This window comes from Microbacterium sp. NPDC090225, assembly GCF_044772365.1.
Classification (GTDB): domain Bacteria; phylum Actinomycetota; class Actinomycetes; order Actinomycetales; family Microbacteriaceae; genus Microbacterium.
The window spans coordinates 844224-870033 of sequence record NZ_JBIVYS010000001.1 but is presented as its reverse complement, the minus strand read 5'-3'; the positions used below and the strand labels follow the sequence as shown (position 1 = coordinate 870033).

Genomic DNA, 25810 nt, shown 5'->3' with positions numbered 1-25810 from the left:
CACCCGGCTACCCTGGAAGCATGCCCGAACCCCGAACCTTCCGTGACGAGCCGGTGTCCTTCGTGCGCCGGAGCGGACGGATGTCCGAGGCGCAGGACCGCGCCTTCACCGACCTCGCCCCGCACTACCTGCTCGACGTGCCGCGGGCCGTCGCCTGGACCTCGGTGCACCCGGAGGCTCGCCTCGACGTCGCCGCCGAATACGGTCGTGACGCCGCTCTGATCGTCGAGATCGGATCGGGGCAGGGCCACGCGATCGTCGCCGCCGCCGCCTCGCGACCCGATGACGACTTCCTCGCGGTCGAGGTGTTCCGCGCGGGGCTCGCCCGCACCATGCTCGACGCCGATCGCGAGGGCGCGACGAACCTGCGGGTCATCGAGGCGAACGCGCCAGAGGTGCTCTCGTCGTACCTCCCGGAGGCCGCGGCCGCGGAGACGTGGATCTTCTTCCCCGATCCCTGGCACAAGAAGAAGCACACGAAGCGTCGCCTCGTGCGTCCGGGATTCGCCGACAACGCGGCCAGGGCGCTCGTCGATGGCGGCCTGCTCCGTCTCGCGACGGACTGGGAGGACTACGCGCTGCAGATGCGTGAGGTATTGGATGCCGAACCGCTGTTCGAGCGCGCCTTCGAGGGGGAATGGGCCGAGCGCTTCGACGGACGTGTCATGACGGCGTTCGAGCGCAAGGGCATCGCGAAGGGGCGCGACATCCGCGACCTCGTCTACCGACGTCGCGCGCGGCCGTGACCGACGTACGGAGCGACGTGCGCACGCGGGGCATCGTCCCGGCGGTGCTCGTCTGCGCCGCTGCACCCGCGTTCTTCGTGGCGGAGATCGCCTGGCTCGGATGGGTGCTGTTGGCGGTCGGGATCGGGATCTCCTGGGCGATCGAACGCGGACGGGTGACGGCATCCGCCCCCTCGCTCACGCGCGACCTGTCGCTCATCGCCCTCGGCCTGCTCATCGTGAGCGTGATCCCACTGGCCGCCGAACTCGACAACCTGGCGATGCTGCGCTTCACCCTCGCGCTCGGAGGCGCGGTCGCCGTGCCCTATCTCGTCTCGCGCTTCGTCTATCGCGACCGGGCGATCTCGTTCCCCTGGCGGGCGCATCGCCGCTGGGGACGACTGCAGTGGGGCTGGCTCGTCGCGGTCCTCGTGCTCGGCTGGCTGATCCTGCCGTTCTACTTCATCACGAGCGGCGTCTACGCGAACTGGCCCGTCGTCGACACCCCCGATCTGATCGCACGGCTCTTCGTGGGCGTCGGCGCTGTCGGTATCTGGGACGAGCTGTTCTTCATCTGCACAGTGTTCGCGTTGCTGCGTCGGCACTTCCCGGATGCACTGGCGAACGTGCTGCAGTCGATCGTCTTCGTGTCGTTCCTCTGGGAGCTCGGCTACCGGGAGTGGGGGCCGCTCCTGACGATCCCGTTCGCGCTGCTGCAGGGCTTCATCTTCCTGCGCACCCACTCGCTCGCCTACGTGGTCACGGTGCACCTGCTGTTCGACGCCGTCGTGTTCGCGGTGCTGGTGCACGCGCACAATCCCGGACTGCTGCCGATCTTCCTCGTGTGAGACCGCGCGCGATGGCGCGAGTCTGCGACAATCGGAGGATGCTCATCGCCGGACTCGTCCTCGCCGCGGCCGCTGCCGCCTTCCACGTCTTCATCTTCGCGCTCGAGTCGCTGAAGTGGACCGAGCCCGAGACCCGCAAGATCTTCGGCGTCGCCAGCGAAGCGGATGCCGTCACCATGAAGCAGCTCGCCTTCAACCAGGGCTTCTACAACCTGTTCCTGGCGCTCACGACCCTCTTCGGCATCGGGTTCACGATGTTCGGCTTCGCCACGATCGGGCTGACCCTGGTCTTCGCCGGCACCGGGATGATGCTCGCCGCCGCTCTCGTGCTCGTGCTCTCGGACCGCACGAAGGCTCGCGCCGCCGCGATGCAGGGCACTCTGCCGCTGCTGGCGGTCGTCGTCACCGCGATCGGTGCGTCGCTCGCCTGATCACGTCGCCTGATCGAGGGAGGCCCGTCAGGCGCGTACGACGGCGGCGACGGCGCTGATCTCGATCAGCGCACCCGGAACCCCGAGCGCCGAGACGATCGCGGCGGTCACCAGCGGAGGCTCGCCGTCTCGGGCGAGCCGCGAGGCGACCGCGCCGTAGGCGGCGCGAAGATCCGCATCCTGATGGATCAGCACCGTCCAGCTGATCACGTCGTCGAGCGTCGCCTCGACCGCAGCCAGAGCGATCGCCGCATTCTCGACCGCGCGGATCGACTGCTCGGCAGCATCGTTGGAGACGATCCTCCCGGACTCGTCGACGCCGTTCTGGCCGCCGACGTGGATCGTCGTCGCTCCCGGCGGGACGACGGCGACATGGCTGAACGCAGGACTCCTGACGAGTCCCGCCGGTCTGATCAGTGAGATGTCCATGAACGAAGTATGGGCCGGGTCGCCGACATCGGCGACCCGGCCCACACTCGTCGGAGGGTGTCAGAAGCGCAGCAGCACCTTGCCGACGCGTCCCGGGGTCTTGCTGAGGCGCACGGCATCCGCGATGTCGGCGGCGTCGAAGGTGCCGGCGACCGGGAGGGTGAGCGTGCCGTCGGTGACGCGCTGGATCAGCTCGCCGAACAGGGCGCCGCGGGTGGGGGCATCCATGGTCTGGATGACCTTGCTGCCCCAGAAGCCCTTCACCGTCGCCTGCTTGAAGATCACATCGGACGATGCGATCTCCATGACGGGGGAGTTCATGGCGCCGAAGGCGACGAGTGTGCCGCCCTCGCCGATCAGCGACAGCACGTCGCCCGCCGACGATCCGCCGACCGAGTCGACGCCGGCGACGACCGCGGCACCGCCGGTCAGCGCGGCGGCCTGCTCGCGCCAATCCGCCTGGTCGGTCGCGATGACGTTCTCGATGCCCTGTGCACGCAGTTCGTCGACGCCGGCCGAGCGCCGGACGAGGCCGAGCACGTTCACGCCGCGCGCGGCACCGAGCTGGGCGAGCATGCGCCCGACGGCGCCGTTCGCCGCGTTCTGGACGATCCAGTCGCCCTCGTTCACATCGAGGAACTGCAGCAGGCTGATCGTGCTGAAGGGCATCGAGACCAGCTGCGCGGCGCTCTCGTCGGAGAGGCCGTCGGGCACGGGGATGAGCCCTGCCGCGTTCGCGACGATGTACTCGGCCCACGCGCCGAACGTGCCGCCCGTCGCGACGCGCTGGCCGAGGGTGAGGTGCTCGACCCCCTCCCCGAGGGCGTCGACGACACCGAGCGCTTCCGTGCCCGAGGCTGCGGGGAGCTCCGGCTTGAAGCCGTAGGTACCGCGCACGGTCCAGAGGTCGTGGTTGTGGATGGGGGAGAGGGCGACGCGGAGACGGACCTGACCGGGCCCGGGCTCGGGGACGGGCCGCTCTTCGAGGGCGAGGACGTCTTCGGCTTCGCCGAAGGTGTGGTGGATGAGTGCGTGCATGGGGATGCTCCTTCGGTCTCAGTCGTCGGAGACGGTGATCGTGACGTCGATGTTGCCGCGGGTCGCGTTCGAGTAGGGGCACACCTGGTGCGCGGCATCCGCGAGCGCCTGCGCCTGCTCATGGGGGAGCGTGGGGATCACGACCTCGAGTTCGACGGCGAGGCCGAAGCCGCCCTGGCCGTTCGAACCGATGTGCACGCGCGCGCCGACCGAGGAATCCTCGATCTGGACCTTCTGCGCCCGGGCGACGGACTGCAGCGCGGAGTGGAAGCAGGCGGCGTAGCCGGCGGCGAACAGCTGCTCGGGATTCGCGCCGTCGCCGCTGCCGCCCATCGCCTTCGGGATGGCGAGATCGAACTCGACGCGGCGGTCGTCGGTGGCGACGTGGCCGTTGCGGCCGGCGCCGGTGGCGAGGGCCTCGGCTGTGTAGAGAGCTTCCATGGTGGTTTTTCCTTCCGGGAGAGTGGTCATTCGGATCCGCGGGCGCGTGCGGCAGCGCTGGCGGGAGACGGGGTGGATGCCTGGAGCAGGCGCGTCAGCTCGTGAAGCTCGGAGATCAGTCGCAGCCGGTGCGCGTCGTCGTGGATGCCGGAGAACCCGGCGACCTCTGCGGGGATCTTCGCCAGGTCGCCGCGGAGTGCCTGGCCCTCCACCGTGAGCTGCACCGTGACGACCCGCTCGTCGTCGGAGTTGCGCTGCTTGCGCACGAGTCCCGACTGCTCGAGGCGTCGGACGAGGGGCGAGAGCGTGCCCGAGTCGAGCTGCATCGCCTCGCCGAGGGAGCCGATGGTCTGCTCGCCCTCGTGCCAGAGGATCGCCAGCACGAGGTACTGGGGGTAGGTCAGTCCCCACGGTGCGAGCAGGGCGCGATATGCCTGGGTGGTCGCACGCGCGGCGGAGTACAGCGAGAAGCACACCATCTCATCGGTCACGGCCATGCAACAAGTCTTGCATGCAATTCAATTGTGCACAACCGAATATCTCGCGCGGCGCACTCACGGGGGACGAACGCCGCCGCGCCGCCGCACCTCGGAACCGTCGGGTATGCCCCGAGAGAAGAAGAGGGAGAGGAGGCTGATGACGATCAGTCCGACGAACGAGATGCGCAGTGCCGACAGTTGCGAGCCGCGATAGATGGCGGACAGCCGCTCGGCATCCGCATCGTCGAGGCCGGCCGTCTCGGCGATCTCGACGACCTCCGAAGCCGGGACGATCGTCACCCCGCTCTGCGTCGCCTCGCTGATGGTGGCCCGGGTCGACGCCGGGAGGTCGCTGCTCGCGACCTCGGAGGCGAACGACGTCGTCAGAGCGCCGATGAGTACCGAACCGATCAAGGCGGTTCCCAGCGAGGACCCGAGGTTCTGGAAGACCCCCTGCAGGCCGCCCACCTCGCTGGTCTCCTCGGGGCCCACACTCGACATGTTCACGTTGCCCAACTGCGAGGCGAGGAGACCGAGGGCGGATCCGGAGAGGAACATGCCCGCGGCGAAAAGGCCGCCGCGCAGATCGCTCGTCGCCGAGGCGAGGAGGATGACGGCGCTGAAGACCAGGAGCAGTTGGCCCGCATGCGCGATCCGGCGGGGCGACAGCCGTCGGGAGAGTCGCGTGCCGACGACCGAGAAGAGCACCAGGGCGACCGAGAGCGGGAAGATCCGGAACCCCGTCTGGAGGGCGTCGAACCCCAGCGTCATCTGCAGGTAGACGGGCACCATGAAGAACAGCCCCGCTGTCACGGTGTATTGAGCGCCGAGCACCGCGAGCCCGCTCCGCAGCGAGGCGATCGAGAACATCCCGACGTTGACGAGCGGAGTGCGCTCGGTCCGCACGAGCACGCGCTGTCGCGCCACGAACATCGCGAGCAGGAACACGCCGAGCACGATGAACCACGTGGTGAGGGAGATTCCGAGCGGGGCGACCGCCACGCCGCCGATCTGCGGCGCATGCAGCGGCAGGATCCATCCCCAGGTCTTGCTCTGCAGCATCCCGAGGACGACCGCCACCAGGCCGAGAGACGACAGCACGACGCTGACCGCATCGATGCGGATGCTCGCGCGCACTCTCGTGTCGTCGATGATGCGGGCGAAGAGGACGACCACGACCATGATGACGACCTCGGCCACGAAGACGTAGCGCCAGCTGAAGTACGTCGTGACGAAGCCTCCGATGAGCGGTCCCGCGGCCACGGCTGCACCCGAGACCGCGCCGATCACCGCGAACGCCGTCACCCGGTCGCGGCCGTGATAATTGTCGGCGACGAGTGCGGCGATGGCGGGGATGACCAGGACGGCGCCGAGTCCCTCGATCACCGACCACCCGATGAAGAGCAACTGCACGTTCGGGCTCAGCGCCGTCACGAGAGAGCCCGCCGCGTACACGCACGAACCGATCACGAATGCTCGCCGGCGACCCCAGGCGTCACCCAGCTTCGCACCGAGGAGCATGAACGCCGCCATCGTGAGGGTGTAGAACGTGATGGCCCCCTGCATGGCGGCCACGCTCGTGTCGAGGTCGCCGACGACGGTCGAGATCGACACGTTCATCACCGTGCCGTCGAGCACCATGACGAACTGGGCGCAGCCCAGCACGACGACGACGCGCCACCGCGTCATGAGGCGTCCTCCGCGAGGGGCCGAGCCGATGTCTGCGCGGCGTTTCGCCGACCCGTCCCTTGCATGATGCGGGCGACCGCGGTGATCAGGAACAGCTGACCGGTGATCGCCTCGGTCACCGCGATCGTCTGACCCGTGGTCGTGGCCGGCGCGAGATTGCCGTAGCCGGTGGTGGTGAGCGTCGTGAAGGAGAAGAAGAGCTGGTCGGCCAGCGAGTCGGCGGCGGCATCGCCGAACAGCGGCGCGGGGGAGACCAGGGATGTGAGGTTGTACACGAACGTGAAGAGCAGCCCGACGAGCACGTATGCGGTGATCGTGGCGAGGAGCGCCTCCAGGTTGAACCCTCGACGCCGAGCCTGATGCGCGACGATCGCCGCCGGCGCGATGAGCAGCGCGAGGATCGATGCGCCGGAGAAGGCGATGTCGAGGAGGCGTCCGGTGGCCCCGATCGCCGACGTCACGATCGCGGCCGCGGCAGCGAGCGCGAGGATCCCCCAGGACACGTGTTGGATGGAGGACCGGACGGCGGTGACGCGGAACACGACGGCGACGGTCGCGAGGATCGCGAGGAAGGCGACGGGGCTCGGGTCGGTCGTGCGCTGCGCGCTGCACAGCGCGTAGGAGAGGATCAGGAGGGCGAGTGCGCCGACGTAGCCGGCCGCGCCGTGCCGATCGCGGTGCGCCGGACGTCGGGCGCGGGGCCGAGGACCGGGAGGGTCGGCAACGGCGTTCACCGCCGCGCCTCCGGCGGCGGGGCGGAGAGGCGCCCGGACCGCATCGCGGCGACGAAGGCCCGGTGGTCCTCGGCGTTCTGCACGGCGTAGGTCTCCGCGAACGCGACGACGGCTCGCTCGAATCGGCGCCCGCGGCCCAGATACCCCGCGACCTCCAGCCGATCGCCGCTGCGCGCGTGGGCGCGCGCGAGGGTCTCTCCGCACACTCGCGCATAGAGCGCGGCGCCGCGGGGCTTCATCGTTTCGGCATCGATCCCGCCCTTCCAATCCTGCAGCTGACGCACGTAGAAGTCGCGCGTGCGTCCGTCCTGCCCCCGCAGTCGCTGCCAACCGAGGAAGAGATCGCTGGATGCCTGCATCAGACGCTGTCCGCGGACGACGCGCTCTCCGCCGTTGGCGGAGGCGCTCGGTCCGAGGAACCGCTCGAGCACGGAGGGTTGCGCCTCCTTGGCCTGGAGCAGCAGCGGATCGGAGTCGTCGCGTCCGCTGAGCAGGATCACCCAGGCGCGCGTCCCCACGCTTCCGACGCCGACGACCTTGCGCGCCATGTGGCGGTAGCGATACTCGGCGAGGGGATGCCGATCCCCGGGGAGCGTCCGCCCGTACTCGTCGAGCAGCTCTCGCATGAGCGATGCTTCCGCACCGTCGCGGTCGGACGTCGCCAGGAGGTCCTCGACCGGAACGATCTCCGGCGGGTCCGCGAGGATGCGCAACTGCCCGTCGACGACGCCGACGAGTCGGGCGAAGGAGCGGAAGCGGTCGCGCGTGCGTGCCTTCCGCAGCGCGGCGTCGAGGCGGTCGACGGTGGCATCGTCCGCGCGTTCCCGGCGCCGCTCGGCTCGGACGCGTCGACGCGCACTCTCCTCGTCGAAGCGTTCGTACCAGGCATCGAGCACGGGGGCGTCCGCCGCTCTGTTCATCGCGACCCGATAGCCGTGCACCGCCGCCGTGACGCACGCGCGGATCTCGGAGGCGTCGAACCCGCGCTGCCGCCCCGCGACGGCGAAGCTCGCGGCGAGACGCTTGACATCCCATTCGAAGGGGCCGGGGAACGTCTCGTCGAAGTCGTTGATGTCGAACAGGAGCTGCCGTTCCGGCGTGCCGAACAACCCGAAGTTCGAGAGATGTGCGTCGCCGCAGAGCTGGACGATGACACCGCTGTGGGGAGCCGTGGCGAGATCGGAAGCCATCAGCAGGGCGGAGCCGCGGAAGAACGCGAACTCCGACTGGGCCATGCGCGCGTGACGCAGGGGAACGAGTTCGGCCACGCGTGACGAGGCCTGCTCCTCGAAGAGGGTGATCGGGTCGATGCGATCGGCCGGCGGCGACCACGGGCCCTGAGCGGCGCGCGGAGCACGGGTGCGCGCATCCTTTCCCCGACTCCTGCGGACCACGAACTCCGGCGAGACGGGAGCCGGAGACGCGAGGCGTCCGTGGGACGCGGCAGGCATGTCATCACCTCACCGTCGAGTCAGCTTCGATGTCGGGGGGAGCGTCCGGCGACCCGGGGTCGGCTGCTCCCGGATCCTCCAGCACGGTGAGGATCGCGACGGCGACCGCCGCGACGACGGCCGTCCAGATGATGAGAGCGGGCGAGAGCGGGCGGACGAACAGCACCACGGCCGCGCCGATCACCGCGATGAGCACGCGAAGGAGGGTCCGCTGAGCGTGGAGTCGGCGTCCGCCCCGCCCGCGAGCGAACCCCTGCCGTTCCGCGGCATCCCGCAGCCGCGACGCGGCCGATCGCCCGGCGGCGCGAAGGCGTCGAGGAAGCGGGAAGGGGCCGCTCAGCCAGACGACGATCGCGACAGCCACCGCGAGGACCAGCACCGAGACGGTGATGTCGCGCAGGGGCAGGGCGACGGTCGCGTACATCACGTTCGCGGCATCCGACGGGATCAGGGTCGATCGCAGCGCGGAATCGACGGCCACGCGCCCCACGACATACCCGGCCAGAAGCAGGACCATCGACGACCCCAGCGCGATGGCTGCGGCGAGTGCGGACGCCGAACGACGGTGCGCGGCGAGCACGCCGGCAGCCAGCAGGAGCAGCGAGACCCAGGGCAGCCAAGGCGCGGCCGTCGTGATCAGCCCGTACACCAGGTGCACGGCGGGAAGGGCGTCGGAGGTCGCGATGACGACCGTGCGCTCGACGGACGGGATCGATCCGGCGATTCCCACGCCGCGCTCGACCAGCACATCGGAGACCCGGTCGATGATCGGGCCGAGCTCCAGTCCGATCGTGCCGTCCGCATCGAGCACCACGGCGGCGTCGGGATCGTTCCGCAGCGCACCGGTCACCTGCGTGTGACTGATCCGGAGCGCCGAGGCCCACACCTCGCCGAACGCATCCGATTCGACGAACCGCTCCACCACCGCGCCCACGAGCGACCGGATCCCCTCGGCGGCGGGGCCCTTCAGCAGCTCCAGCGCTCGCGTCGCGCGCTCACCCGTGCCGAGGTCGATGATGCCGTCGATCACATCGGAGGTGAGGGAGGGGATGTCCGTCTGCTCATCGATCGCGGCGACGACCTGATCGATCACCAGTCGCTGCACGGCGGGGTCGTCGGCGAGGGGGGCGAAGGTCTCCACGAACCGCTCGGTGTCGGTCAGCTCCGTGTTCGCCCAGGTCGCCGCGACGGCCACCGGAGCCACGGCCGCGCCGAGAACGATGAGGACCGTGCTGAGAAGCGTTCGCGCCCAGCCGTGCGCGCGTCGCCGAGGCGCGGGGGCGGAGGCCCCGGCCTCCCGGAGGGCTGCGTTCTCGGCCTCCAGAGCGGCGAGACGCTGCTGAAGGCTCTGCAGCTCGCTCATCGTGCCACTGTGCGGCGTCGTGGTGCGGTGCGCGTCACCCTTTCCGGGCGATTCGTCCGACGCGATGCCGCATCGGACGCCGGCCTGCGCGATACCGGGCGAGGGGAGCCTGCCGCGAGCGCTCGTCTGCATCTCCGTCGGGAACCGGCTCATCCGGAGGGGGTGAGGCCGAGATCATCCCCGGAGCGCCTCGCTCAACCAACGGGCGTAGAGGTTCCAGGGTTCGCCCGCGCGACGCAACCCGGCCACATGCGCCGCGAGCGGCGCCGAGAGGGTGAACCACTCGCCCCCTTCCCGCGCGTCGGCGAACTCGACGTGCCGCTGATGCTCGAGCATCCGATCCCCCTGTTCGAACGCGAGGAGCTCGTGGTGGCGGATGCTCGCCAACCGCTGGCGCGGGCGTCTGCTGGTCCCGATCTTCACCCGACGGTCGTAGCGCAGGTAGTAGACGACATCGATGCGGGGGAGGGGCAGGTCGTCGTCGGGGACATCGCCGAAACGCCAACCGCAGACGGCGCACACCCACCCGGCCTCCGAACGGACGCCGACCGCGTTCCCGCACAGGCGGCACGGCGCGGGAAGCCGATCCGATGTCGTCATGCGGGCGACGATACGCGCCGCCTCCGACATCGCAGAGCCGCAGGGCGATGGATACACTCCCTGCTTCGTCGATGCAAGGGGTGATGATCCGGCGGGGCCCTGTGACAGGTTGAGCACATGTCAGCCGTCTGGAGAATCGCATGAGCGACGTCATCGAGCCCGCGCCGGTCACCTCTTCCATCCCCATCCTGACCCAGGAGCCGTTCCCCGACACCCCGGGCAGCCCCGCCCCCGAATGGTTCAAGACGGCGGTGTTCTACGAGGTCCTGGTCCGCTCGTTCAAGGATGGCGACGGCGACGGGTCGGGTGACTTCCGCGGGCTGATCGACAAGCTCGACTACCTGCAGTGGCTCGGGGTCGACTGCCTCTGGATCCCGCCGTTCTTCCCCTCCCCGCTGAGAGACGGCGGGTACGACGTCGCCGACTACACGGGCATCCAGGCCGACCTCGGCACGACGGCCGACTTCCAGGAGTTCCTCGACGCGGCCCATGCGCGCGACATGCGGGTGATCATCGACTTCGTCATGAACCACACCAGTGACGAGCATCCGTGGTTCCAGGCGAGCCGGAACGATCCCGACGGCCCCTTCGGCGACTTCTACGTGTGGAGCGACACCGACGACCTCTACGAGGACGCGCGGATCATCTTCGTCGACACCGAGCCCAGCAACTGGACGTGGGATCCGGTGCGCCAGCAGTACTTCTGGCACCGTTTCTTCTCCCACCAGCCCGACCTCAACTTCGACAACCCGAAGGTGCACGAGGCGATGATCGACGCCATGCGGTTCTGGCTCGATATGGGGCTCGACGGATTCCGCCTCGACGCCGTCCCCTATCTCTACGAGCGACCGGGTACCAACGGCGAGAACCTGCCCGAGACCCACGACTTCCTCAAGAAGGTGCGGCGGATCGTCGACGACGAGTACCCCGGTCGCGTGCTGCTCGCCGAGGCGAACCAGTGGCCGGCCGACGTCGTCGATTACTTCGGCGACCCCGAGGTCGGCGGCGACGAGTGCCACATGTGCTTCCACTTCCCGGTGATGCCGCGGATCTTCATGGCGGTCCGGCGGGAGTCCCGGTATCCGATCAGCGAGATCCTCGCCGAGACCCCCTCGATCCCGTCTGGGTGCCAGTGGGGGATCTTCCTGCGCAACCACGACGAGCTCACGCTCGAGATGGTCACCGACGAGGACCGGGACTACATGTGGAGCGAGTACGCGCAGGATCCGCGAATGAAGGCGAACATCGGCATCCGTCGCCGTCTCGCGCCACTCCTCGACAACGACATCGACCGGATCGAGCTGTTCACGGGACTGCTGCTGTCGCTGCCCGGGTCGCCGGTGCTCTATTACGGCGACGAGATCGGGATGGGTGACAACATCTGGTTGGGCGATCGCGACGGCGTGCGCACACCGATGCAGTGGACTTCGGACCGCAACGCGGGTTTCTCGACCGCCAACCCCGGACGGCTCTCGCGCCCGATCGTGCAGGACCCCGTGTACGGGTACCTCGCGGTGAACGTCGAGGCGCAGCAGGAGGACCGGTCGTCGCTGTTGCACTGGACGCGGCTCATGATCCACGCCCGCAAGAAGCACCCCGCCTTCGGGCTCGGCAGCTTCAACGACCTCGGGGGGTCGAACCCCGCCGTGCTGTCGTACACCCGCGAGCACACCAACGACGACGGCACCGTCGACGTCATCCTCTGCGTCAACAACCTGTCGCAGTTCCCGCAGCCGGTCGAGCTCGACCTCCGCCGCTTCGAGGGGATGGTGCCGGTCGAACTGGTCGGCGGGGTGCCCTTCCCGCGCGTCGGCGAGCTGCCGTATCTGCTGACGCTCGGCGGGCACGGGTTCTTCTGGTTCCAGCTGCAGGAACCCGCCGACGATGCCGATGAACGGGGGATGCTGTGAACGTCGTCGCCCCGGGAGTCCTCGAGGACTACCTCGTACGCACCCGCTGGTTCGCCGGTAAGAGCCGACCGTTCCGCGTCTCGCGGGTGCGGCGGATCGCCGACCTCGATGGCCCGGACCGGGGCGTGCGGGTGGCGGTCTTCCTCGTGACGGTCGACTACTCCGACGGCGAAGCAGGTCACGAGACCTATCAGGTGCCGCTGTCGGTCTACGACGAGCCGCAGGAGGCGATCGCCCACGCGTTCATCGGGGCGGCGGAGGACGAGGGGCACATCCGGCACGTCTACGACGCCGTACACGATCGCTACGCGATGGCGCTCTGGCTCGAGGGGCTCGTGGCAGCGGAGCAGAGCGGGGTGCTCGACAGGGGAGGGCTGCGTTTCCACCGGGTGCGGGGAACCGATCCGCTCGACCCGTCACTGCGCGCATCCCCACTGAGCGGCGAGCAGTCCAACTCGTCGATCCGTTTCGATGACGTCGCGATCATGAAGGTGTTCCGCAAGGTGACCCCGGGCGTGAACCCCGACATCGAGATCCATCGGGAACTCACCCGCCAGCATTCCGAGCACGTCGCCGCGCTCTACGGCTGGGTCGAGGCGGACGTCGACGGGGAGACTGTGCAGCTCGCGATGATGCAGGAGTTCCTGCGCACCGCGTCCGACGGATTCGAACTGGCGACCGGGAGCGTGCGATCACTGCTCGCGGACCCGTCGCAGAGCGTCGAGGAGTCGGGAGCGGACTTCGCCGGCGAGGCTGCCCGCCTGGGCGCTGCGGTCGCCGAGGTGCACGCGGCGCTACGGGGCCTGTTCCCCTCGGAGACGCGTGATGCGGGTGCTGCGCAGGCCCTGGCGCGTGCGCTCGAAGATCGCCTCGACCACGCACTCGGTGTCGTGCCGGAACTCGCGCCGTTCGCCGAGCGTCTCCGTGCGACGTATGCCGCGGTCGCAGCCCTCGATCGGCTCGACGTGCAGCGCGTGCACGGCGACCTTCACCTGGGGCAGACCCTGCGCACCGCGCACGGGTGGCGCATCGTCGACTTCGAGGGCGAGCCGGGGCGCCCGTTCGCGGAACGCTCGCTCCCCGATTCGCCCTGGCGCGACGTCGCCGGGATGCTGCGATCCTTCGACTACGTGCCCGGCACGGTGGCCCTCGCCCAGACGTCGGAGGAGGCATCCGATCCGGATGCCGAAGCCGACCTGCGCGCCGATCGCGCCCGCGAGTGGGCGCGTCGCGCCCGAGGGCACTTCCTCGACGCGTATGTCGGCGCGCTCTGTCGTACCGAGTCCGTCGGGGCGGATGCAGCGGCGCCGGGGGAGGAGGAGCAGATCCTCGCCGACAACCGCACCCTGCTCGACGCGTACGTCGCCGACAAGGCCGTGTACGAGGCGGTCTACGAGAAGCGCAACCGTCCCGCCTGGATCGCGATCCCGCTCGCCGCGCTCGCCGACGTCGTCTGACGACGCGGTCGGTGGGTCGGCTCCGGAGGGATCAGGATGCGGAGAGTACCGCGAGCACATTGCCCGCAGGGTCGGTGAACCAGGCGATGTCCGGCCCACGATCGGGCCCGCCGCGCATGATCCCCTTGGCGTCGGTGCCCATTTCATCGTCGTAGATCTTCGTCACCACGCCCCGTGCGTTCAGGTCGTCGACGGCTGCTTCGACATCGTCGACGGGGAAGTTGAGGATCGTGAAGGTGGCCGGCGTGTGGTCGGGCTTCGCATAAACGAGGATCGATCCTCCGTCCGGCAGCGCGATGTCGAGGAAACCCATCGCATTGGTCGTGACGTCCAGGCCGAGAGTGTCGCCGTAGAAGGCACGGGCCGCGTCGATCGAGTCGACGCTGAACCCGCTGAACGGATGCGTGATCTGGAAAGCGGTCATGGATTCAGCATGCGCTCGCCGCGGGGCGGTGTCCAGAGGTTGAGCGGTGGGCGATTCGCGTGATGTCACTGTTCATCACTCGCTGTATAGTCAGCGTATGCTGACCATTGCTTCCCGAATCGATGTGATGAACCGCCTGGGCCGTGCGATGGCGGACCCCACGCGTTCGCGGATACTCCTGCAACTTCTCGACGGCCCCGCGTATCCGGCACGCCTCTCGGAGTTGCTCGCCCTCTCGCGCACGAACGTGTCGAATCACCTGTCGTGCCTTCGCGGATGCGGGATCGTGGTCGCGACGCCGGAGGGACGGCAGACCCGCTACGAGATCGCCGACCCCCACGTGACGAAGGCGATCACCCTTCTGGTGAACACCGTGCTCGCGGTCGACGACGGCGAACCGTGCACCGACGAGAATTGCGACGTGCCGCTGTGCTGCTCTCCGGTCGAGATCGTCACGACGGAGACCCGATGAGCGAGGAATGCTGCGGCCCCGACGAGCCGCACCCGACGAAGACGATCCGGCGGATCGAACTGCGTCGGCCGCTGACGACCGGCGATGCCTGCTGCGGGCCGGAGGAGATCTGCGCGGGCACGTCGGACGCGGGTGATGCGGCGGAGCAGGACGCGCGCCCAACTCTGTGGCGCGACACCGCACTGCTGCCCTCCGCCGTCTCCGGCGTGACGCTGCTCGCCGGCTACATCCTCGAATGGACTGGGTTCCCGATCCCGGCGCTCCTGTTGCAGGGGATCGCTCTTCTGGCCGGGGCCTACACGTTCGTCCCCGGGAGCATCCGCCGGCTCATGCGCGGGCGCCTCGGCGTCGGTCTGTTGATGACCATCGCCGCGGTCGGCGCGGTCGTGCTGGGCCACGTCGGCGAGGCAGCCGCCCTCGCGTTCCTCTTCTCCCTCGCCGAAGCCCTCGAAGACCGCGCCATGGATCGCGCGAAGGAGGGATTGCGTGCGCTCCTGTCGCTGATCCCCGACACCGTGCGCGTGTCCCGCCTCCACGGCGATGTGACGATCCCGGCCGCGGAGGTTCGTCGACTCGACCTCCTCGTGGTCGGGGCCGGGGAGCGGGTCGCGACCGACGGTGTCGTCGTGGACGGGCGCTCGGGCATCGACCTCTCCGCCGTCACGGGCGAATCGATCCCCGTCGGGGTGGGACAGGGGGACGCGGTGCCGGCCGGGGCGGTGAACGGATCCGGAACACTGCACATCGAGGCGACCGCCGACGGACGTGACAACTCCCTCACCCGGATCGTCGAACTGGTCGAGCGGGCCCATGCCCGGAAGGGCGAGCGTGCGCGCCTCGCCGACCGGATCGCCCGTCCGCTCGTTCCGACCGTGCTCGTCGTCGCGGCGCTCGTCGCCGCCTTCGGCTTCGTCGTCGGTGATCCCGGGCTGTGGATCGAGCGCGCGCTCGTCGTCCTCGTCGCGGCATCGCCGTGCGCGTTGGCGATCGCCGTGCCCGTGACGGTGATCAGCGCCATCGGATCGGCGTCGAAGTTCGGTGTCGTCATCAAATCCGGTGAGGCGTTCGAGCGGTTCGGCACCATTCGGACCGTCGCTTTCGACAAGACGGGTACCCTGACCCGCAACGAACCGGAGGTCGTGGCCGTGGCCACCGGTCGTGGACGCTCTCGGGGGGAGATCCTCGCGTTCGCGGCCGCGTTGGAGAAGACGAGCACGCACCCGCTTGCGGCGGCCATCGCAGCCGCGGCGTTCGACGTGCCCGCAGCGATCGACGTCGTCGAAGTAGCGGGGCACGGGCTCACCGGTCGGGTCGACTCCACGGCGGTGCGGGTCGGGAACGTACGGTGGCTGCCCGAGCTGGGCGATCTCGCGGGGGCAGCCGACGAGATGACCGGCCAGGGGATGACCGTCGTGGTCGTCGAGACCGATGGCCGTGTGACCGGACTCATCGGGGTGCGCGACGAACTGCGTCCCGAGGCGGCGGAGACGATCTCGTCGCTGGACGCTCAGGGCATCCGCACGGTCATGCTCACCGGCGACGACGCACGCACGGCGCATGCTCTCGCCGCGCAAGCCGGCCTCGCCGACGTTCGAGCGGAACAGCTTCCGGCGGACAAGGCCGCCACGATCACCGCGCTCATCTCCGAGGCGCCCACCGCCATGGTCGGCGACGGCATCAACGACGCACCCGCGCTCGCGACCGCGACGGTGGGCATCGCCATGGGAGTCACCGGATCGGCCGCAGCCATCGAGTCCGCCGATATCGCGTTCACGGGCAACGACCTCCGGCTCATCCCCGACGCGCTCGCCCACGCCCGCCGGGGACGTCGCATCATGACCGTCAACATCGCTCTCGCGCTCGCGATCATCGTCGTACTGTTCCCCCTCGCTCTCTTCGGCGTGCTCGGTCTGGCCGGGGTGGTGCTCGTCCACGAGGTGGCCGAGGTCATCGTGATCCTCAACGGTGTGCGGGCCGCCCGCCGCCCGCAGGCGCGTCATCCGCGAAGGCCGACGCGGTGAGCTGACCACGGAACGCGAGCATCTCGCGGATCGTGGCGCACTCGTCCTAGACGCCCGCGCACGACGTCGGCCTTCCCCGCGCGTGATGCAGCGGTCAGTGCACGAAAGCCTTCAGGGCGACGAACACCAGCCCGAACGACGCGGTGCCGAGCGCTCCCAGGATGCGGACGAGCTGAGAGCTCATGCAGCGGGTGGAGAACCTCGGACTCCTCGAATGGGGGATCTGGGCGTACGACCGAACGCCCGCGACGGAGATCATCGCGGAGCGGCCGGATGCGACGGTCGTGAACCTCGGCGGGTTCGAGCATCCGGAAGAGCCATTCGTCGTGGCGCTCTCGATCCTGGAGGACCTGTGGGCGCGGCGTCACGAACGGCGACCGATCATGATCGTCATCGATGAGGCGCACAACTTCTGCGCTCCCGATCTGGAAAGCGAACTCGCCCCCGAGATCCGCTCTCAGATCATCCGCATCGCGGCCGAAGGGCGAAAGTACGGGTTGTGGCTGTTGCTGTCGACGCAGCGTCCATCACGCATCCTGTCGCAGTGCGACAATCTCGCCCTCATGCGGATGAGTTCGTCGGCAGACCTCGACGAACTCCTGAAGACCCTCAGCTATGCGCCCGAAGACATCGCCCGGGTGTCACCGAGCTTCCGCCAGGGCCAAGCGCTGTTCGCCGGAGGGTTCATCGAAGCGCCCCAACGTGTGCAGATGCGCCAGCGGATCACGGAAGAAGGCGGCGCCGACGTGTCCGTCCCGACGTAACTGCGCCGCGAGGATCTGGCCGAAGAGCGCGAGCCTGATCCGGTAGAGAACTCATCAGACGGCTAGGAATCGATCGGAACGAAGAAGGACCGCCCTCACGGACGGTCCTTCTTCACGTATACGTGCCCCCGACAGGAGTCGAACCTGCGACCTACGGTACCGGAAACCGGCGCTCTATCCACTGAGCTACGGAGGCGTACCGAACGACGATATCACTGCTCGGGGGTGGTCTCCGACTCGCCGGCGATCGTGACCGGCGCGCCGCTGAGCGCATCGAGCGCGGCGGCGACGCGTTCGGCGAGGTAACGGTGCCCGGCGGAGGACGGATGCTTGCGCCCCACCTCGACGTCGATGACCTCGAGGTAGTTCTGATCGGTGATCCAGTCCTCGGCGACGGGGGAGACGTACCACCAGCCGCGGGCGGCGGCGAGATCCGCGAGGTCGGCGTCGATGCGCGCGGTGCCGGCACCGACGGGGAGCTCGTGCGGGGCGGGCCCGAGGATCACGATCGTCGCCTCGGGGTACTTCGCCGCCATCGCATCCCAGGCCGCGTTCACGGCCTCGCGGTATCCGGCCGCGCCCTGCTCACGGTCGTTGATCGAGCCCTGCAGGATCACGAGGTCGGGAGACAGCGCGGGATCGAGTGCCGCGATGCGCTCGCCGAAGGCGGGGCCGTCGAGTCCGGGCTTGAGATAGCCGCTGCCGCGCACACCCTTCACGATCGTCTCGCCGTCGAGCAGATCGGCGAGGAGATACGCGTATCCCTCGGTCGGGACGGTGGCGGCCGAGCCGTACGTCCAGGAGTCGCCGAAGACGAGCACGGTCGGGTGCTCCGGCAGGACGAGCGGAGCCGGTGCGATCGCGGCGGCGGGCTCGCCTTCCGCGGCGCCGACGGGGGCGGTCGAGGGGAGCGGTGCCCAGGGGCGCCAGACGCCGAGGACGCCCGCGACGACGGCGACGGCGAGCACGGCGGTGACGCCGGCGAAACGCAGTCGGCGGCGTGCGGGAGCGACGGTCATGGCAAGAGGGTAAGTCACAGATCGGTCTGCGCAAATTCGACACCGTCCCGAGCCGTAAACTTGGTGGTCTATGAATCCTGAAACGCTCGCCGAAGCCCTCCTCGCAGTCCTCGCTCCGATCGCGGACGAGCGACGCCCCGGCGAGCCCCTCGGGCTCTCGGCATCCGACATCGTCCTGGAGCGCCCGCGCAACCGCGACCACGGCGACTGGGCCTCGAACATCGCGATGCGCCTCGCCAAGCCGTTCGGCACGAACCCGCGCGAACTCGCACAGCAGATCGCCGACGGTCTGGTCTCGGTCGACGGCATCGCCACCGCCGAGGTCGCGGGCCCCGGATTCATCAACATCCGTCTCGAGGCCGCTGCCGCCGGCGCGCTGGCGAAGACGATCGTCGACGCGGGCGTCGCCTACGGCACGAACACCTCGCAGCAGGGCGTGAGCGTGAACGTCGAGTTCGTCTCGGCGAACCCGACCGGACCGCTGCACATCGCCCACACGCGCTGGGCGGCGCTCGGTGATGCGATCGTCCGCCTGCTCCTCGCCAGCGGCGCGCACGCCGTGCGGGAGTACTACATCAACGACGCCGGCGCGCAGATGGACCGCTTCGCATCGTCGCTGGTCGCCGCCGCGAAGGGCGAGCCGACCCCCGAGGGCGGATACCCGGGGGAGTACATCACGGCGCTCGCCGGTCGCATCCTGGAGACGCGCCCGGATCTGCTCGACCTCTCCGACGAGGAGCAGCTCGCGGTCGCCGGCGACCTCGGATACGAGTACCAGCTCGCCGAGATCAAGAGCTCGCTCGACCGGTTCAACGTGCCGTTCGACGTGTGGTTCTCGGAGCGCACCCTGCACGCCAAGGACGCGTCGGGCACGAGCCTGATCGACCAGGCGGTCGAGCGCCTGCGCGAGCAGGGCCATGTCTTCGACGAGGACGGCGCCGTCTGGGTGCGCACCACCGACTTCGGCGACGATAAGGATCGGGTGATCCGCCGCTCGAACGGCGAGTACACCTACTTCGCCGCGGATGCCGCGTACTACCTCAACAAGGGCGACCGCGGATTCGAGAACAAGATCTACCTCCTCGGCGCCGACCACCACGGTTACGTGCACCGCCTCAAGGCGGTCGCCGGTGCGGCGGGCGAGGATCCGGAGCGCAACGTCCAGGTGCTCATCGGGCAGATGGTGTCGATCAACGGCGCCCGCCTCAGCAAGCGCGCCGGCAACATCATCGAGATGGACGACCTGCTCGAGTGGCTCGGCGCCGACGCCCTGCGGTATTCGCTCGAGCGCTCGCCCGCGGACTCGCCGCTCGATCTCGACCCCGAACTGCTGCAGAAGCGCACGAACGACAACCCCGTCTTCTATGTGCAGTACGCGCACGCCCGCACGCACAACGTCAGTCGCAACGCGAACGACTCGGGCGTCGACCGCTCCGAGTTCGCCCCCGAGACCCTGACGCACGAGTCCGAGGCCGCGCTGCTCGGTGCGCTCCAGGAGTTCCCCCGCATCGTGGCGTTCGCGGCCGAGGTGCGCGAGCCGCACCGCGTCGCCCGCTACCTCGAGGAGCTCGCGGGGCTCTATCACCGCTGGTACGACAACTGCCGGGTGATCCCGCAGGGCGACGACCCGATCGAGAGCGTGCACCGCACGCGGCTCTGGCTCAACGACGCCGCCGGTCAGGTCTTCCGCAACGGGCTCGACCTACTGGGAGTCACCGCACCGGAGCGCATGTGATCCTCCCCTCCGCACGACCGAGCCAGGGCAGGATGACCTCATGAGCGACGACAACCGCACGCTGCCGTACCCGGAGCCGGATGCCGAGCATCCCACGCTCGTCCTCCCGGACGCCGGGACCGAGGTAGGCGCCCTTGGCGCCCCGAGGCGTCGCCAGCGCTGGCCGTGGGTCGTGCTCATCGTCGTCGTCGTGCTCGCGGGACTCGTGGTCGCGGCGGAGTTCGTCGCCCGTGCGATCCTCCCGGGGATCGTGCGCTCGCTCGTCGTCGATCAGCTCGACCTCCCTGCTGATCAGCAGCTCGACGTCGAGGCCGACGGCATCCTGCTGCCGCAACTGATCGGTGGTCGTCTCGACAGCCTGCACCTGTCGACCGACGCGGTCACCCTCGAAGGGATCACCGGGGCGGTCGACGTGACCGCGACGGGCGTGCCGCTGCGCGGCGGAGACCTCACGAGCGCGTCGGGCACCATCCGCATCGACGAGGATCAGTTCACTTCGCTGCTGGCGACCACCGACCTGCCGGTCGACACGGTGGCCCTCGATGCACCGAACGCCACCGTCAGCGGATCGATCACCGTTCTGGGGCTGGCCGTACCGATCTCGCTCACTCTCACGCCCGGAGCGATCGAGGGCGACCTCGAACTCACACCGGTGTCGCTGAGCGTCGGGGGGATCGAGATCGACGCCTCGCAGGTCGGATCGAACCTGGGCTCGATCGGCGCGGATCTCACCCAGCCCCAGCGGATCTGCATCGCTGATCAGCTCCCGGCGGGACTCACCCTCACGGGGCTGGAGATCGACGGATCGGTCGCCGTGATCGACATCGACGTCGACGGAGCCATCGTCACCGACGAGAGCCTGCTCGAGAAGGGCAGCTGCCCGACCCGCTGACTCAGGCGTCGCGCGCGGCTTCCTGCGCGGCGTGCAGTTCGTCCGTGGCGATCCGCACGTCGATCTCGGCCCGCTGAACGCGGCGCTGGGGGAACGTCGTCGCGCCGAATCGCGCACGCACGCGGTCTCGCCTCTCCTCCTCGCCGGTGACGATGTAGGCGCAGGAGATGAGCATGACCTGAGCCGACAGATTCAGCCAGATCAGCAGGGCGAGGAGCGAGGCGAAGGACGCCAGAAGCGGATTGCTCGTGGCTCCTCCGACGAACAGCGACGACAGCTCCTGCAGGATCAGCAGTCCCACCGCGCCGAGGAGCGCGCCGCTCCAGAGCGAACGCGCCGACGGACGCACCCCGGAGAGCACGAGGAACACGGCGATGAGCAGCGCGGTGTTCAGGGTGAAGACGATCACGAGCGAGAGGATCCGCACCCCCCAGACCGCCAGCGCCGAGTCGGAGGAGACGCCGAGCAGATCGGTCACCCAGTCGACGCCGATGCGTCCGGCGATCGAGAGGAATGCGGCGGCGATGAACGCTGCGCCGATGCCGATCGCGAGTGCGAGGTTGCGCAGCATGACCCAGATGAAGAGGATGTCGCTCTGCGCGGTGCCGGCGATCACACGCACGGCCGTGCGCAGAGAGCCCACGGCGCCGAGAGCGGCGCCAATCAGGGCGACCGCCGAGATGGCGCCCGCGAGAGAGAACGAGATCGGCTCCCGCAGGTCGGCGGGGTCGATCACCCCGTCCTCGCCGATCAGCCCGGGCACCACGGACTGGACCGCGTCGATGATCGCGTTCCAGGCCTGAGGGTTGCCGGCGAGCCAGAGCGCGGCGATGGAGAAGCCCAGGAGCACACCGGCGAAGACGCTGAACAGGGCGCGATAAGTGACGCTGTCCGCGAGCATCGCCCCGCGTCGCTCGCTGTAGAGGAGGAAGGCGCGAACCGGTTTGCGGATCAGCGCCCAACGGGTGACCGCCGCGATGGCACGCGGGATCGGCGCGGGGCGGGCGGGGGCTTCGGACTTCGACGCGGCTTCCACGCTCTCACCCTAGAAGCAGGTGGCGACCGCCGTCACAGGGGTTGCGGGACGGGCGTCACCATGGCTAGGGCGGCATGCGCCGTGCCCTAGAATCGGGGTCAGTCTCGTCGTGCGCTTCCCGCCCGAGTCCCGCTCCACGATTGGTGTCCCTTGCTTCCCGCTGCCGATTCGCTCGCGCCCGAGTGGCTCGCCGTTCCCGATGACGCGAATGATCTCGCGGCCGGTGTCTGGCCCGAACGCGCCGTCCGAGACGCCGACGGCGTCCTGACCCTCGCAGGGGTGGATGCCGCGACCCTCGCCCGCACGTATGGCACCCCGCTGCTGGTGCTCGACGAGGACGAGGTGCGCGCCCGCGCACGGGAGTTCCGCCGGGCCTTCGATCAGGCGGCCTCGGAGCATGGCACGGTCGCGCAGGTGTACTACGCGGGCAAGGCGTTCCTGAGCGCCACCGTCGCCCGCTGGGTCGTCGATGAGGGGCTCCGCGTCGACGTGTGCACCGGGGGAGAGCTCGAGGTCGCGCTGGCGGCGGGAGTGGCCCCCGCATCCATCGGTTTCCACGGCAACAACAAGTCGACGCGCGAGCTCGAACGAGCGGTCGAGGTCGGCGTGGGCAGCATCATCGTCGACAGCGCGATCGAGATCGAGCGCCTCGCTGCCATCACCGCCCGCATGGATGCGGTGCAGCGCGTGCTCGTGCGCGTGATCAGCGGAGTGCACGCCGAGACCCATGACTTCCTCGCCACGGCGCACGAAGACCAGAAGTTCGGATTCCCGCTCGTGGACGCCGAGGCCGCCGTCGCGCGCATCCGCGAGATCCCCGGGCTCGACTTCGTCGGCCTGCACTGCCACATCGGGTCGCAGATCTTCGGTGTCGCCGGGTTCCGCGAGTCCGCCTCGCGCGTGCTCGAACTGCATGCGGCGCTGCTCGAAGGCGGACCCGTTCCGCAGATGAATCTCGGCGGGGGCTTCGGCATCGCCTACGTGCGCACCGACGACCCCACTCCGATCGACGTCCTCGCCGGCGAGATCGTCTCCGCCGTCGCCGAGGGCTGCGCCGCGCGCGGCATCGCGGTGCCCGCGCTCTCGTTCGAGCCCGGCCGGGCGATCGTCGGCACCGCGGGTGTCACGATCTACGAGGTCGGCACGACCAAGGACGTGATGATCGAATCCGGTGCCCTTCGGCGCTACATCAGCGTGGACGGCGGCATGAGCGACAACGCTCGTCCGGCGCTCTACGGAGCGCAGTACTCGGCGCGCATCGCCTCGCGGGTCGGTATCGGCGCACCGCAGCTGAGTCGCGTCGTCGGCAAGCACTGCGAGTCGGGCGACATCGTCGTCGATCACGAGTACCTGCCGTCCGACCTGGTGCCGGGCGACCTGCTCGCCGTGCCGACGACGGGCGCGTACTGCGTGTCGCTGTCGAGCAACTACAACCATGTTCCGCGTCCGCCGGTCGTCGCCGTGCGCGACGGTCGCTCGAGGGTCATCGTCCGCGGTGAGACCATCGACGATCTCCTCTCCCGTGACGCGGGCATCGACGGGGCGAACGCCCCCGAGGGAGAGAAATGACCCACCTCCGAAGGAGCAACAATGGCTGAGTACCGACGACTTCGAGTGGCGCTTCTCGGCGCCGGAGCGGTCGGATCCCAGGTCGCCGACCTCCTGCTGCGACACGGTGACGAGCTCGCCGACCGCGCGGGAGCGTCGCTGGAGCTCGCCGGCATCGCCGTGCGCGATGTCGACGCCCCGCGTGATGTCGACCTTCCCCGGGAGCTCTTCACCACGGATGCCGAGTCATTGATCCTCGGATCCGACATCGTGATCGAACTCATGGGCGGCATCGAGCCTGCGCGCACGAGCATCCTGCAGGCGATCGGCTCGGGCGCCGATGTGGTCACGGCCAACAAGGCACTCCTCGCCACGCACGGCCCCGAGCTCTTCGAGGCCGCCGACCGTGTCGGGGCCTCCGTGCACTACGAGGCCGCTGCGGCCGGTGCCATCCCGATCATCCGCCCGCTGCGCGATTCGCTCGCCGGCGACCGCATCGTGCGCATCATGGGCATCGTGAACGGCACGACGAACTACATCCTCGACCGCATGGACACCGAGGGTGCCGACTTCGCCGATGTCCTCGCCGACGCGCAGCGACTCGGATACGCGGAGGCCGACCCCACGGCCGACGTCGAGGGCTACGACGCGGCGCAGAAGGCCGCGATCCTCGCGAGCCTGGCGTTCCACACGGCCGTGCCGCTCGACGCCGTCTACCGCGAGGGCATCACCACCGTCACCGCCTCGATGATCGAGGAGGCGCGCGCCGCCGGCTTCGTGATCAAACTGCTCGCCGTGTGCGAGCGCCTCGACGTCGACGGAACCGAATCGATCTCGGTGCGCGTCTACCCGGCGCTGGTGCCGCACTCGCACCCGCTCGCATCGGTGCACGGCGCCAACAACGCGGTGTTCGTCGAGGCCGAGGCTGCCGGCTCCCTGATGTTCTACGGCGCGGGCGCCGGCGGGGTCCAGACCGCGTCGGCCGTGCTCGGCGACGTCGTCTCGGCCGCTCGTCGGCACATCGCCGGTGGCGTGGGCGTAGGCGAGTCGACGCGCGCGAATCTGCCGGTCGTGCCCATCGGGCACGTCACGACCCGCTACCAGGTCACGCTCGAGGTCGCCGACGCCCCGGGCGTGCTCGCCACGGTCGCCGGCCTGCTCAGCGACGGCGGCGTCTCCGTCGCCACGATCGTCCAGACGGTCGAGGGCGACGAAGAGCCCACCGCCCGGCTCATCATCGGCACGCACCGCGCCGCCGAGCAGTCGCTCAGCGCAGCGGTTGCGGCACTCGCCGACAGCTCGGTCGTCGAGCGCGTCGTGTCGGTGCTCCGCGTGGAAGGCGAGTGACGGTGGCGGAAGGGCGCACGATCGAGGTCCGCGTTCCCGCGACGAGCGCGAACCTCGGGCCGGGGTTCGACACCCTCGGCCTCGCACTCAGCGTCTACGACTCCCTCGTGGTCACCGAGATTCCGGCGGGTGAACTCGACATCGAGGTGTCGGGTTCGGGTGCCGAGGAGATCCCGCGCGACGCGTCGAACCTGATCGTCCGCACGGTCGCGCACGTCTACGCCGACGCCGGGCGCGAGATGCCCGGCCTGCGGATCGTCGCCGAGAACGGCGTGCCGCACGGCCGTGGTCTCGGATCCTCCGGTGCCGCCGTCGTCGCCGGTGTCCTGATCGCGAAGGGACTCCTCGCCGGAGACGTCGAGATCGGTGACTCCGATCTGCTGCGACTCGCAACCGAGCTCGAGGGGCATCCCGACAACGTCGCGCCCGCCCTCTTCGGCGGCCTGACGATCGCGTGGATGAGCGAGCGCGGCGCGCAGCACAAGAAGCTGCTCGTGCACCGGGGCGTCTCGCCGCTCGTGCTCGTGCCGGCGTACACGATGTCGACGTCGCAGGCGCGCTCTCTGCAGCCGCCGCAGGTGTCGACCGCGGATGCCGTCTTCAACGTGTCGCGTTCGGCGCTGCTGATCGCGGCGCTGACGCAGAGCCCCGAGCTCCTCCTCGACGCGACCGCCGACCGGCTCCACCAGGACTACCGCGCCGAGGCGATGCCCGAGACGCAGCGCCTCGTGCAGGCGCTGCGCGCCGCGGGTTTCGCTGCCGTGGTCTCCGGTGCCGGACCCAGCGTCCTGGTGCTCGCCGACGGGCCGGGAAGCCGTCAGGACGCGGTCGAACTCGCCGGGCGAGTGACCGACACTCCGTGGGAATCCCTCCTGCTCGCCGTCGATGTGCGTGGTGGTACAGTGGGGGATCGAGCGGAGGGCTCCACGTAACGTCTTCGTGAATCTGGCCCCATTG

25 protein-coding genes and 1 tRNA gene are annotated in these 25810 nt (G+C 69.4%); 13 read left to right on the top strand and 13 right to left on the bottom strand.

Going from position 1 to position 25810, the window contains the following annotated elements; all coding sequences use genetic code 11:
- The first annotated feature begins 20 nt into the window (after positions 1-20).
- From trmB to ACIQTT_RS04300, 3 genes are read left to right on the top strand one after another with little or no spacing between them, the layout of a single operon-like run.
- A complete protein-coding gene (trmB, locus tag ACIQTT_RS04310) occupies positions 21-746 on the top strand; it encodes a tRNA (guanosine(46)-N7)-methyltransferase TrmB (RefSeq protein ID WP_402786479.1) in 726 nt (241 codons plus the stop codon).
- A complete protein-coding gene (locus ACIQTT_RS04305) occupies positions 743-1573 on the top strand; it encodes a CPBP family intramembrane glutamic endopeptidase (RefSeq protein ID WP_402786476.1) in 831 nt (276 codons plus the stop codon). The genes trmB and ACIQTT_RS04305 overlap by 4 nt, the downstream gene beginning before the upstream one ends.
- Positions 1574-1611: 38 nt before the next feature.
- A complete protein-coding gene (locus ACIQTT_RS04300) occupies positions 1612-2004 on the top strand; it encodes a DUF1304 domain-containing protein (RefSeq protein ID WP_402786473.1) in 393 nt (130 codons plus the stop codon).
- Between the two features lie 27 nt (positions 2005-2031).
- Here ACIQTT_RS04300 and ACIQTT_RS04295 read toward each other — a convergent pair whose 3' ends face one another.
- The 9 genes from ACIQTT_RS04295 to ACIQTT_RS04255 form a co-directional block, all read right to left on the bottom strand.
- Positions 2032-2433, bottom strand: a complete 402-nt coding sequence (locus ACIQTT_RS04295) for a RidA family protein (protein WP_402786470.1) — start codon at positions 2431-2433, stop codon at positions 2032-2034.
- A 60-nt stretch (positions 2434-2493) separates the two neighbouring features.
- Positions 2494-3471: a zinc-binding dehydrogenase gene (locus ACIQTT_RS04290; RefSeq protein WP_402786467.1), complete on the bottom strand. Its 978-nt coding sequence runs from the start codon at positions 3469-3471 to the stop codon at positions 2494-2496.
- An 18-nt stretch (positions 3472-3489) separates the two neighbouring features.
- Entirely contained in the window at positions 3490-3912 is a 423-nt protein-coding gene (locus ACIQTT_RS04285) for an organic hydroperoxide resistance protein (protein ID WP_247622809.1), read from the bottom strand.
- Positions 3913-3938: 26 nt separating this feature from the next.
- Positions 3939-4409, bottom strand: coding sequence for a MarR family winged helix-turn-helix transcriptional regulator (locus ACIQTT_RS04280; protein ID WP_402786462.1), 471 nt, complete (start codon positions 4407-4409; stop codon positions 3939-3941).
- Positions 4410-4466: 57 nt separating this feature from the next.
- The gene (locus ACIQTT_RS04275; protein WP_402786459.1) at positions 4467-6080 is read right to left on the bottom strand and encodes an MFS transporter; all 1614 of its coding nucleotides are present in this window, start codon (positions 6078-6080) and stop codon (positions 4467-4469) included.
- Entirely contained in the window at positions 6077-6814 is a 738-nt protein-coding gene (locus ACIQTT_RS04270; protein WP_402786456.1) for an ion channel, read from the bottom strand. The genes ACIQTT_RS04275 and ACIQTT_RS04270 overlap by 4 nt, the downstream gene beginning before the upstream one ends.
- A complete protein-coding gene (locus tag ACIQTT_RS04265; protein WP_402786453.1) occupies positions 6811-8265 on the bottom strand; it encodes a DUF2252 domain-containing protein in 1455 nt (484 codons plus the stop codon). Before ACIQTT_RS04265 ends, ACIQTT_RS04270 begins: the two co-directional genes overlap by 4 nt.
- A gap of 4 nt (positions 8266-8269) precedes the next feature.
- Positions 8270-9628 carry a hypothetical protein gene (locus ACIQTT_RS04260; protein WP_402786450.1) on the bottom strand — a complete coding sequence of 453 codons (1359 nt, stop codon included), beginning with the start codon at positions 9626-9628 and terminating at the stop codon, positions 8270-8272.
- 174 nt (positions 9629-9802) lie between these two features.
- Complete coding sequence (locus tag ACIQTT_RS04255; protein WP_402786447.1) at positions 9803-10228, bottom strand: GIY-YIG nuclease family protein; 426 nt, start codon at positions 10226-10228, stop codon at positions 9803-9805.
- Positions 10229-10368: 140 nt separating this feature from the next.
- On the opposite strand from ACIQTT_RS04255, the gene treS reads away from it, so the two are divergent.
- The gene (gene treS, locus ACIQTT_RS04250) at positions 10369-12138 is read left to right on the top strand and encodes a maltose alpha-D-glucosyltransferase (protein WP_402786444.1); all 1770 of its coding nucleotides are present in this window, start codon (positions 10369-10371) and stop codon (positions 12136-12138) included.
- Entirely contained in the window at positions 12135-13595 is a 1461-nt protein-coding gene (locus ACIQTT_RS04245) for an aminoglycoside phosphotransferase (RefSeq protein WP_402786440.1), read from the top strand. Before treS ends, ACIQTT_RS04245 begins: the two co-directional genes overlap by 4 nt.
- Positions 13596-13626: 31 nt before the next feature.
- Here the strand turns inward: ACIQTT_RS04245 and ACIQTT_RS04240 are convergent, their stop codons facing one another.
- Positions 13627-14019, bottom strand: coding sequence for a VOC family protein (locus ACIQTT_RS04240; protein WP_402786437.1), 393 nt, complete (start codon positions 14017-14019; stop codon positions 13627-13629).
- 97 nt (positions 14020-14116) lie between these two features.
- On the opposite strand from ACIQTT_RS04240, the gene ACIQTT_RS04235 reads away from it, so the two are divergent.
- The 3 genes from ACIQTT_RS04235 to ACIQTT_RS04225 all read left to right on the top strand — a co-directional run bounded on the left by ACIQTT_RS04235 (position 14117) and on the right by ACIQTT_RS04225 (position 17276).
- Positions 14117-14491 (top strand): ArsR/SmtB family transcription factor, encoded by a 375-nt coding sequence (locus tag ACIQTT_RS04235; protein ID WP_402786434.1) that lies wholly within the window; start codon positions 14117-14119, stop codon positions 14489-14491.
- Positions 14488-16512 (top strand): heavy metal translocating P-type ATPase, encoded by a 2025-nt coding sequence (locus ACIQTT_RS04230; protein ID WP_402786431.1) that lies wholly within the window; start codon positions 14488-14490, stop codon positions 16510-16512. Before ACIQTT_RS04235 ends, ACIQTT_RS04230 begins: the two co-directional genes overlap by 4 nt.
- Before the next feature lie 182 nt (positions 16513-16694).
- Positions 16695-17276 carry an ATP-binding protein gene (locus ACIQTT_RS04225; RefSeq protein ID WP_402786428.1) on the top strand — a complete coding sequence of 194 codons (582 nt, stop codon included), beginning with the start codon at positions 16695-16697 and terminating at the stop codon, positions 17274-17276.
- Positions 17277-17399: 123 nt separating this feature from the next.
- Here ACIQTT_RS04225 and ACIQTT_RS04220 read toward each other — a convergent pair.
- Both ACIQTT_RS04220 and ACIQTT_RS04215 read right to left on the bottom strand, forming a co-directional pair.
- Positions 17400-17472 (bottom strand) — tRNA-Arg (locus ACIQTT_RS04220).
- 16 nt (positions 17473-17488) lie between these two features.
- Positions 17489-18295: an SGNH/GDSL hydrolase family protein gene (locus ACIQTT_RS04215; RefSeq protein ID WP_402786425.1), complete on the bottom strand. Its 807-nt coding sequence runs from the start codon at positions 18293-18295 to the stop codon at positions 17489-17491.
- Positions 18296-18365: 70 nt separating this feature from the next.
- On the opposite strand from ACIQTT_RS04215, the gene argS reads away from it, so the two are divergent.
- Together argS and ACIQTT_RS04205 are read left to right on the top strand one after the other, a co-directional pair.
- A complete protein-coding gene (gene argS, locus ACIQTT_RS04210) occupies positions 18366-20030 on the top strand; it encodes an arginine--tRNA ligase (RefSeq protein WP_402786422.1) in 1665 nt (554 codons plus the stop codon).
- Positions 20031-20070: 40 nt separating this feature from the next.
- Complete coding sequence (locus tag ACIQTT_RS04205) at positions 20071-20922, top strand: DUF2993 domain-containing protein (RefSeq protein WP_402786419.1); 852 nt, start codon at positions 20071-20073, stop codon at positions 20920-20922.
- Position 20923: 1 nt separating this feature from the next.
- Here the strand turns inward: ACIQTT_RS04205 and ACIQTT_RS04200 are convergent, their stop codons facing one another.
- Positions 20924-21958, bottom strand: a complete 1035-nt coding sequence (locus ACIQTT_RS04200) for a YihY/virulence factor BrkB family protein (RefSeq protein ID WP_402786416.1) — start codon at positions 21956-21958, stop codon at positions 20924-20926.
- 150 nt (positions 21959-22108) lie between these two features.
- On the opposite strand from ACIQTT_RS04200, the gene lysA reads away from it, so the two are divergent.
- The 3 genes from lysA to thrB are packed head-to-tail and all read left to right on the top strand — an operon-like array spanning position 22109 to position 25785.
- On the top strand, positions 22109-23527 hold the full coding sequence (lysA, locus tag ACIQTT_RS04195; RefSeq protein ID WP_402786413.1) for a diaminopimelate decarboxylase: 1419 nt from the start codon (positions 22109-22111) through the stop codon (positions 23525-23527).
- A 21-nt stretch (positions 23528-23548) separates the two neighbouring features.
- Positions 23549-24853, top strand: coding sequence for a homoserine dehydrogenase (locus ACIQTT_RS04190; RefSeq protein ID WP_402786410.1), 1305 nt, complete (start codon positions 23549-23551; stop codon positions 24851-24853).
- On the top strand, positions 24850-25785 hold the full coding sequence (thrB, locus tag ACIQTT_RS04185; protein ID WP_402786407.1) for a homoserine kinase: 936 nt from the start codon (positions 24850-24852) through the stop codon (positions 25783-25785). Before ACIQTT_RS04190 ends, thrB begins: the two co-directional genes overlap by 4 nt.
- Positions 25786-25810 lie beyond the last annotated feature (25 nt).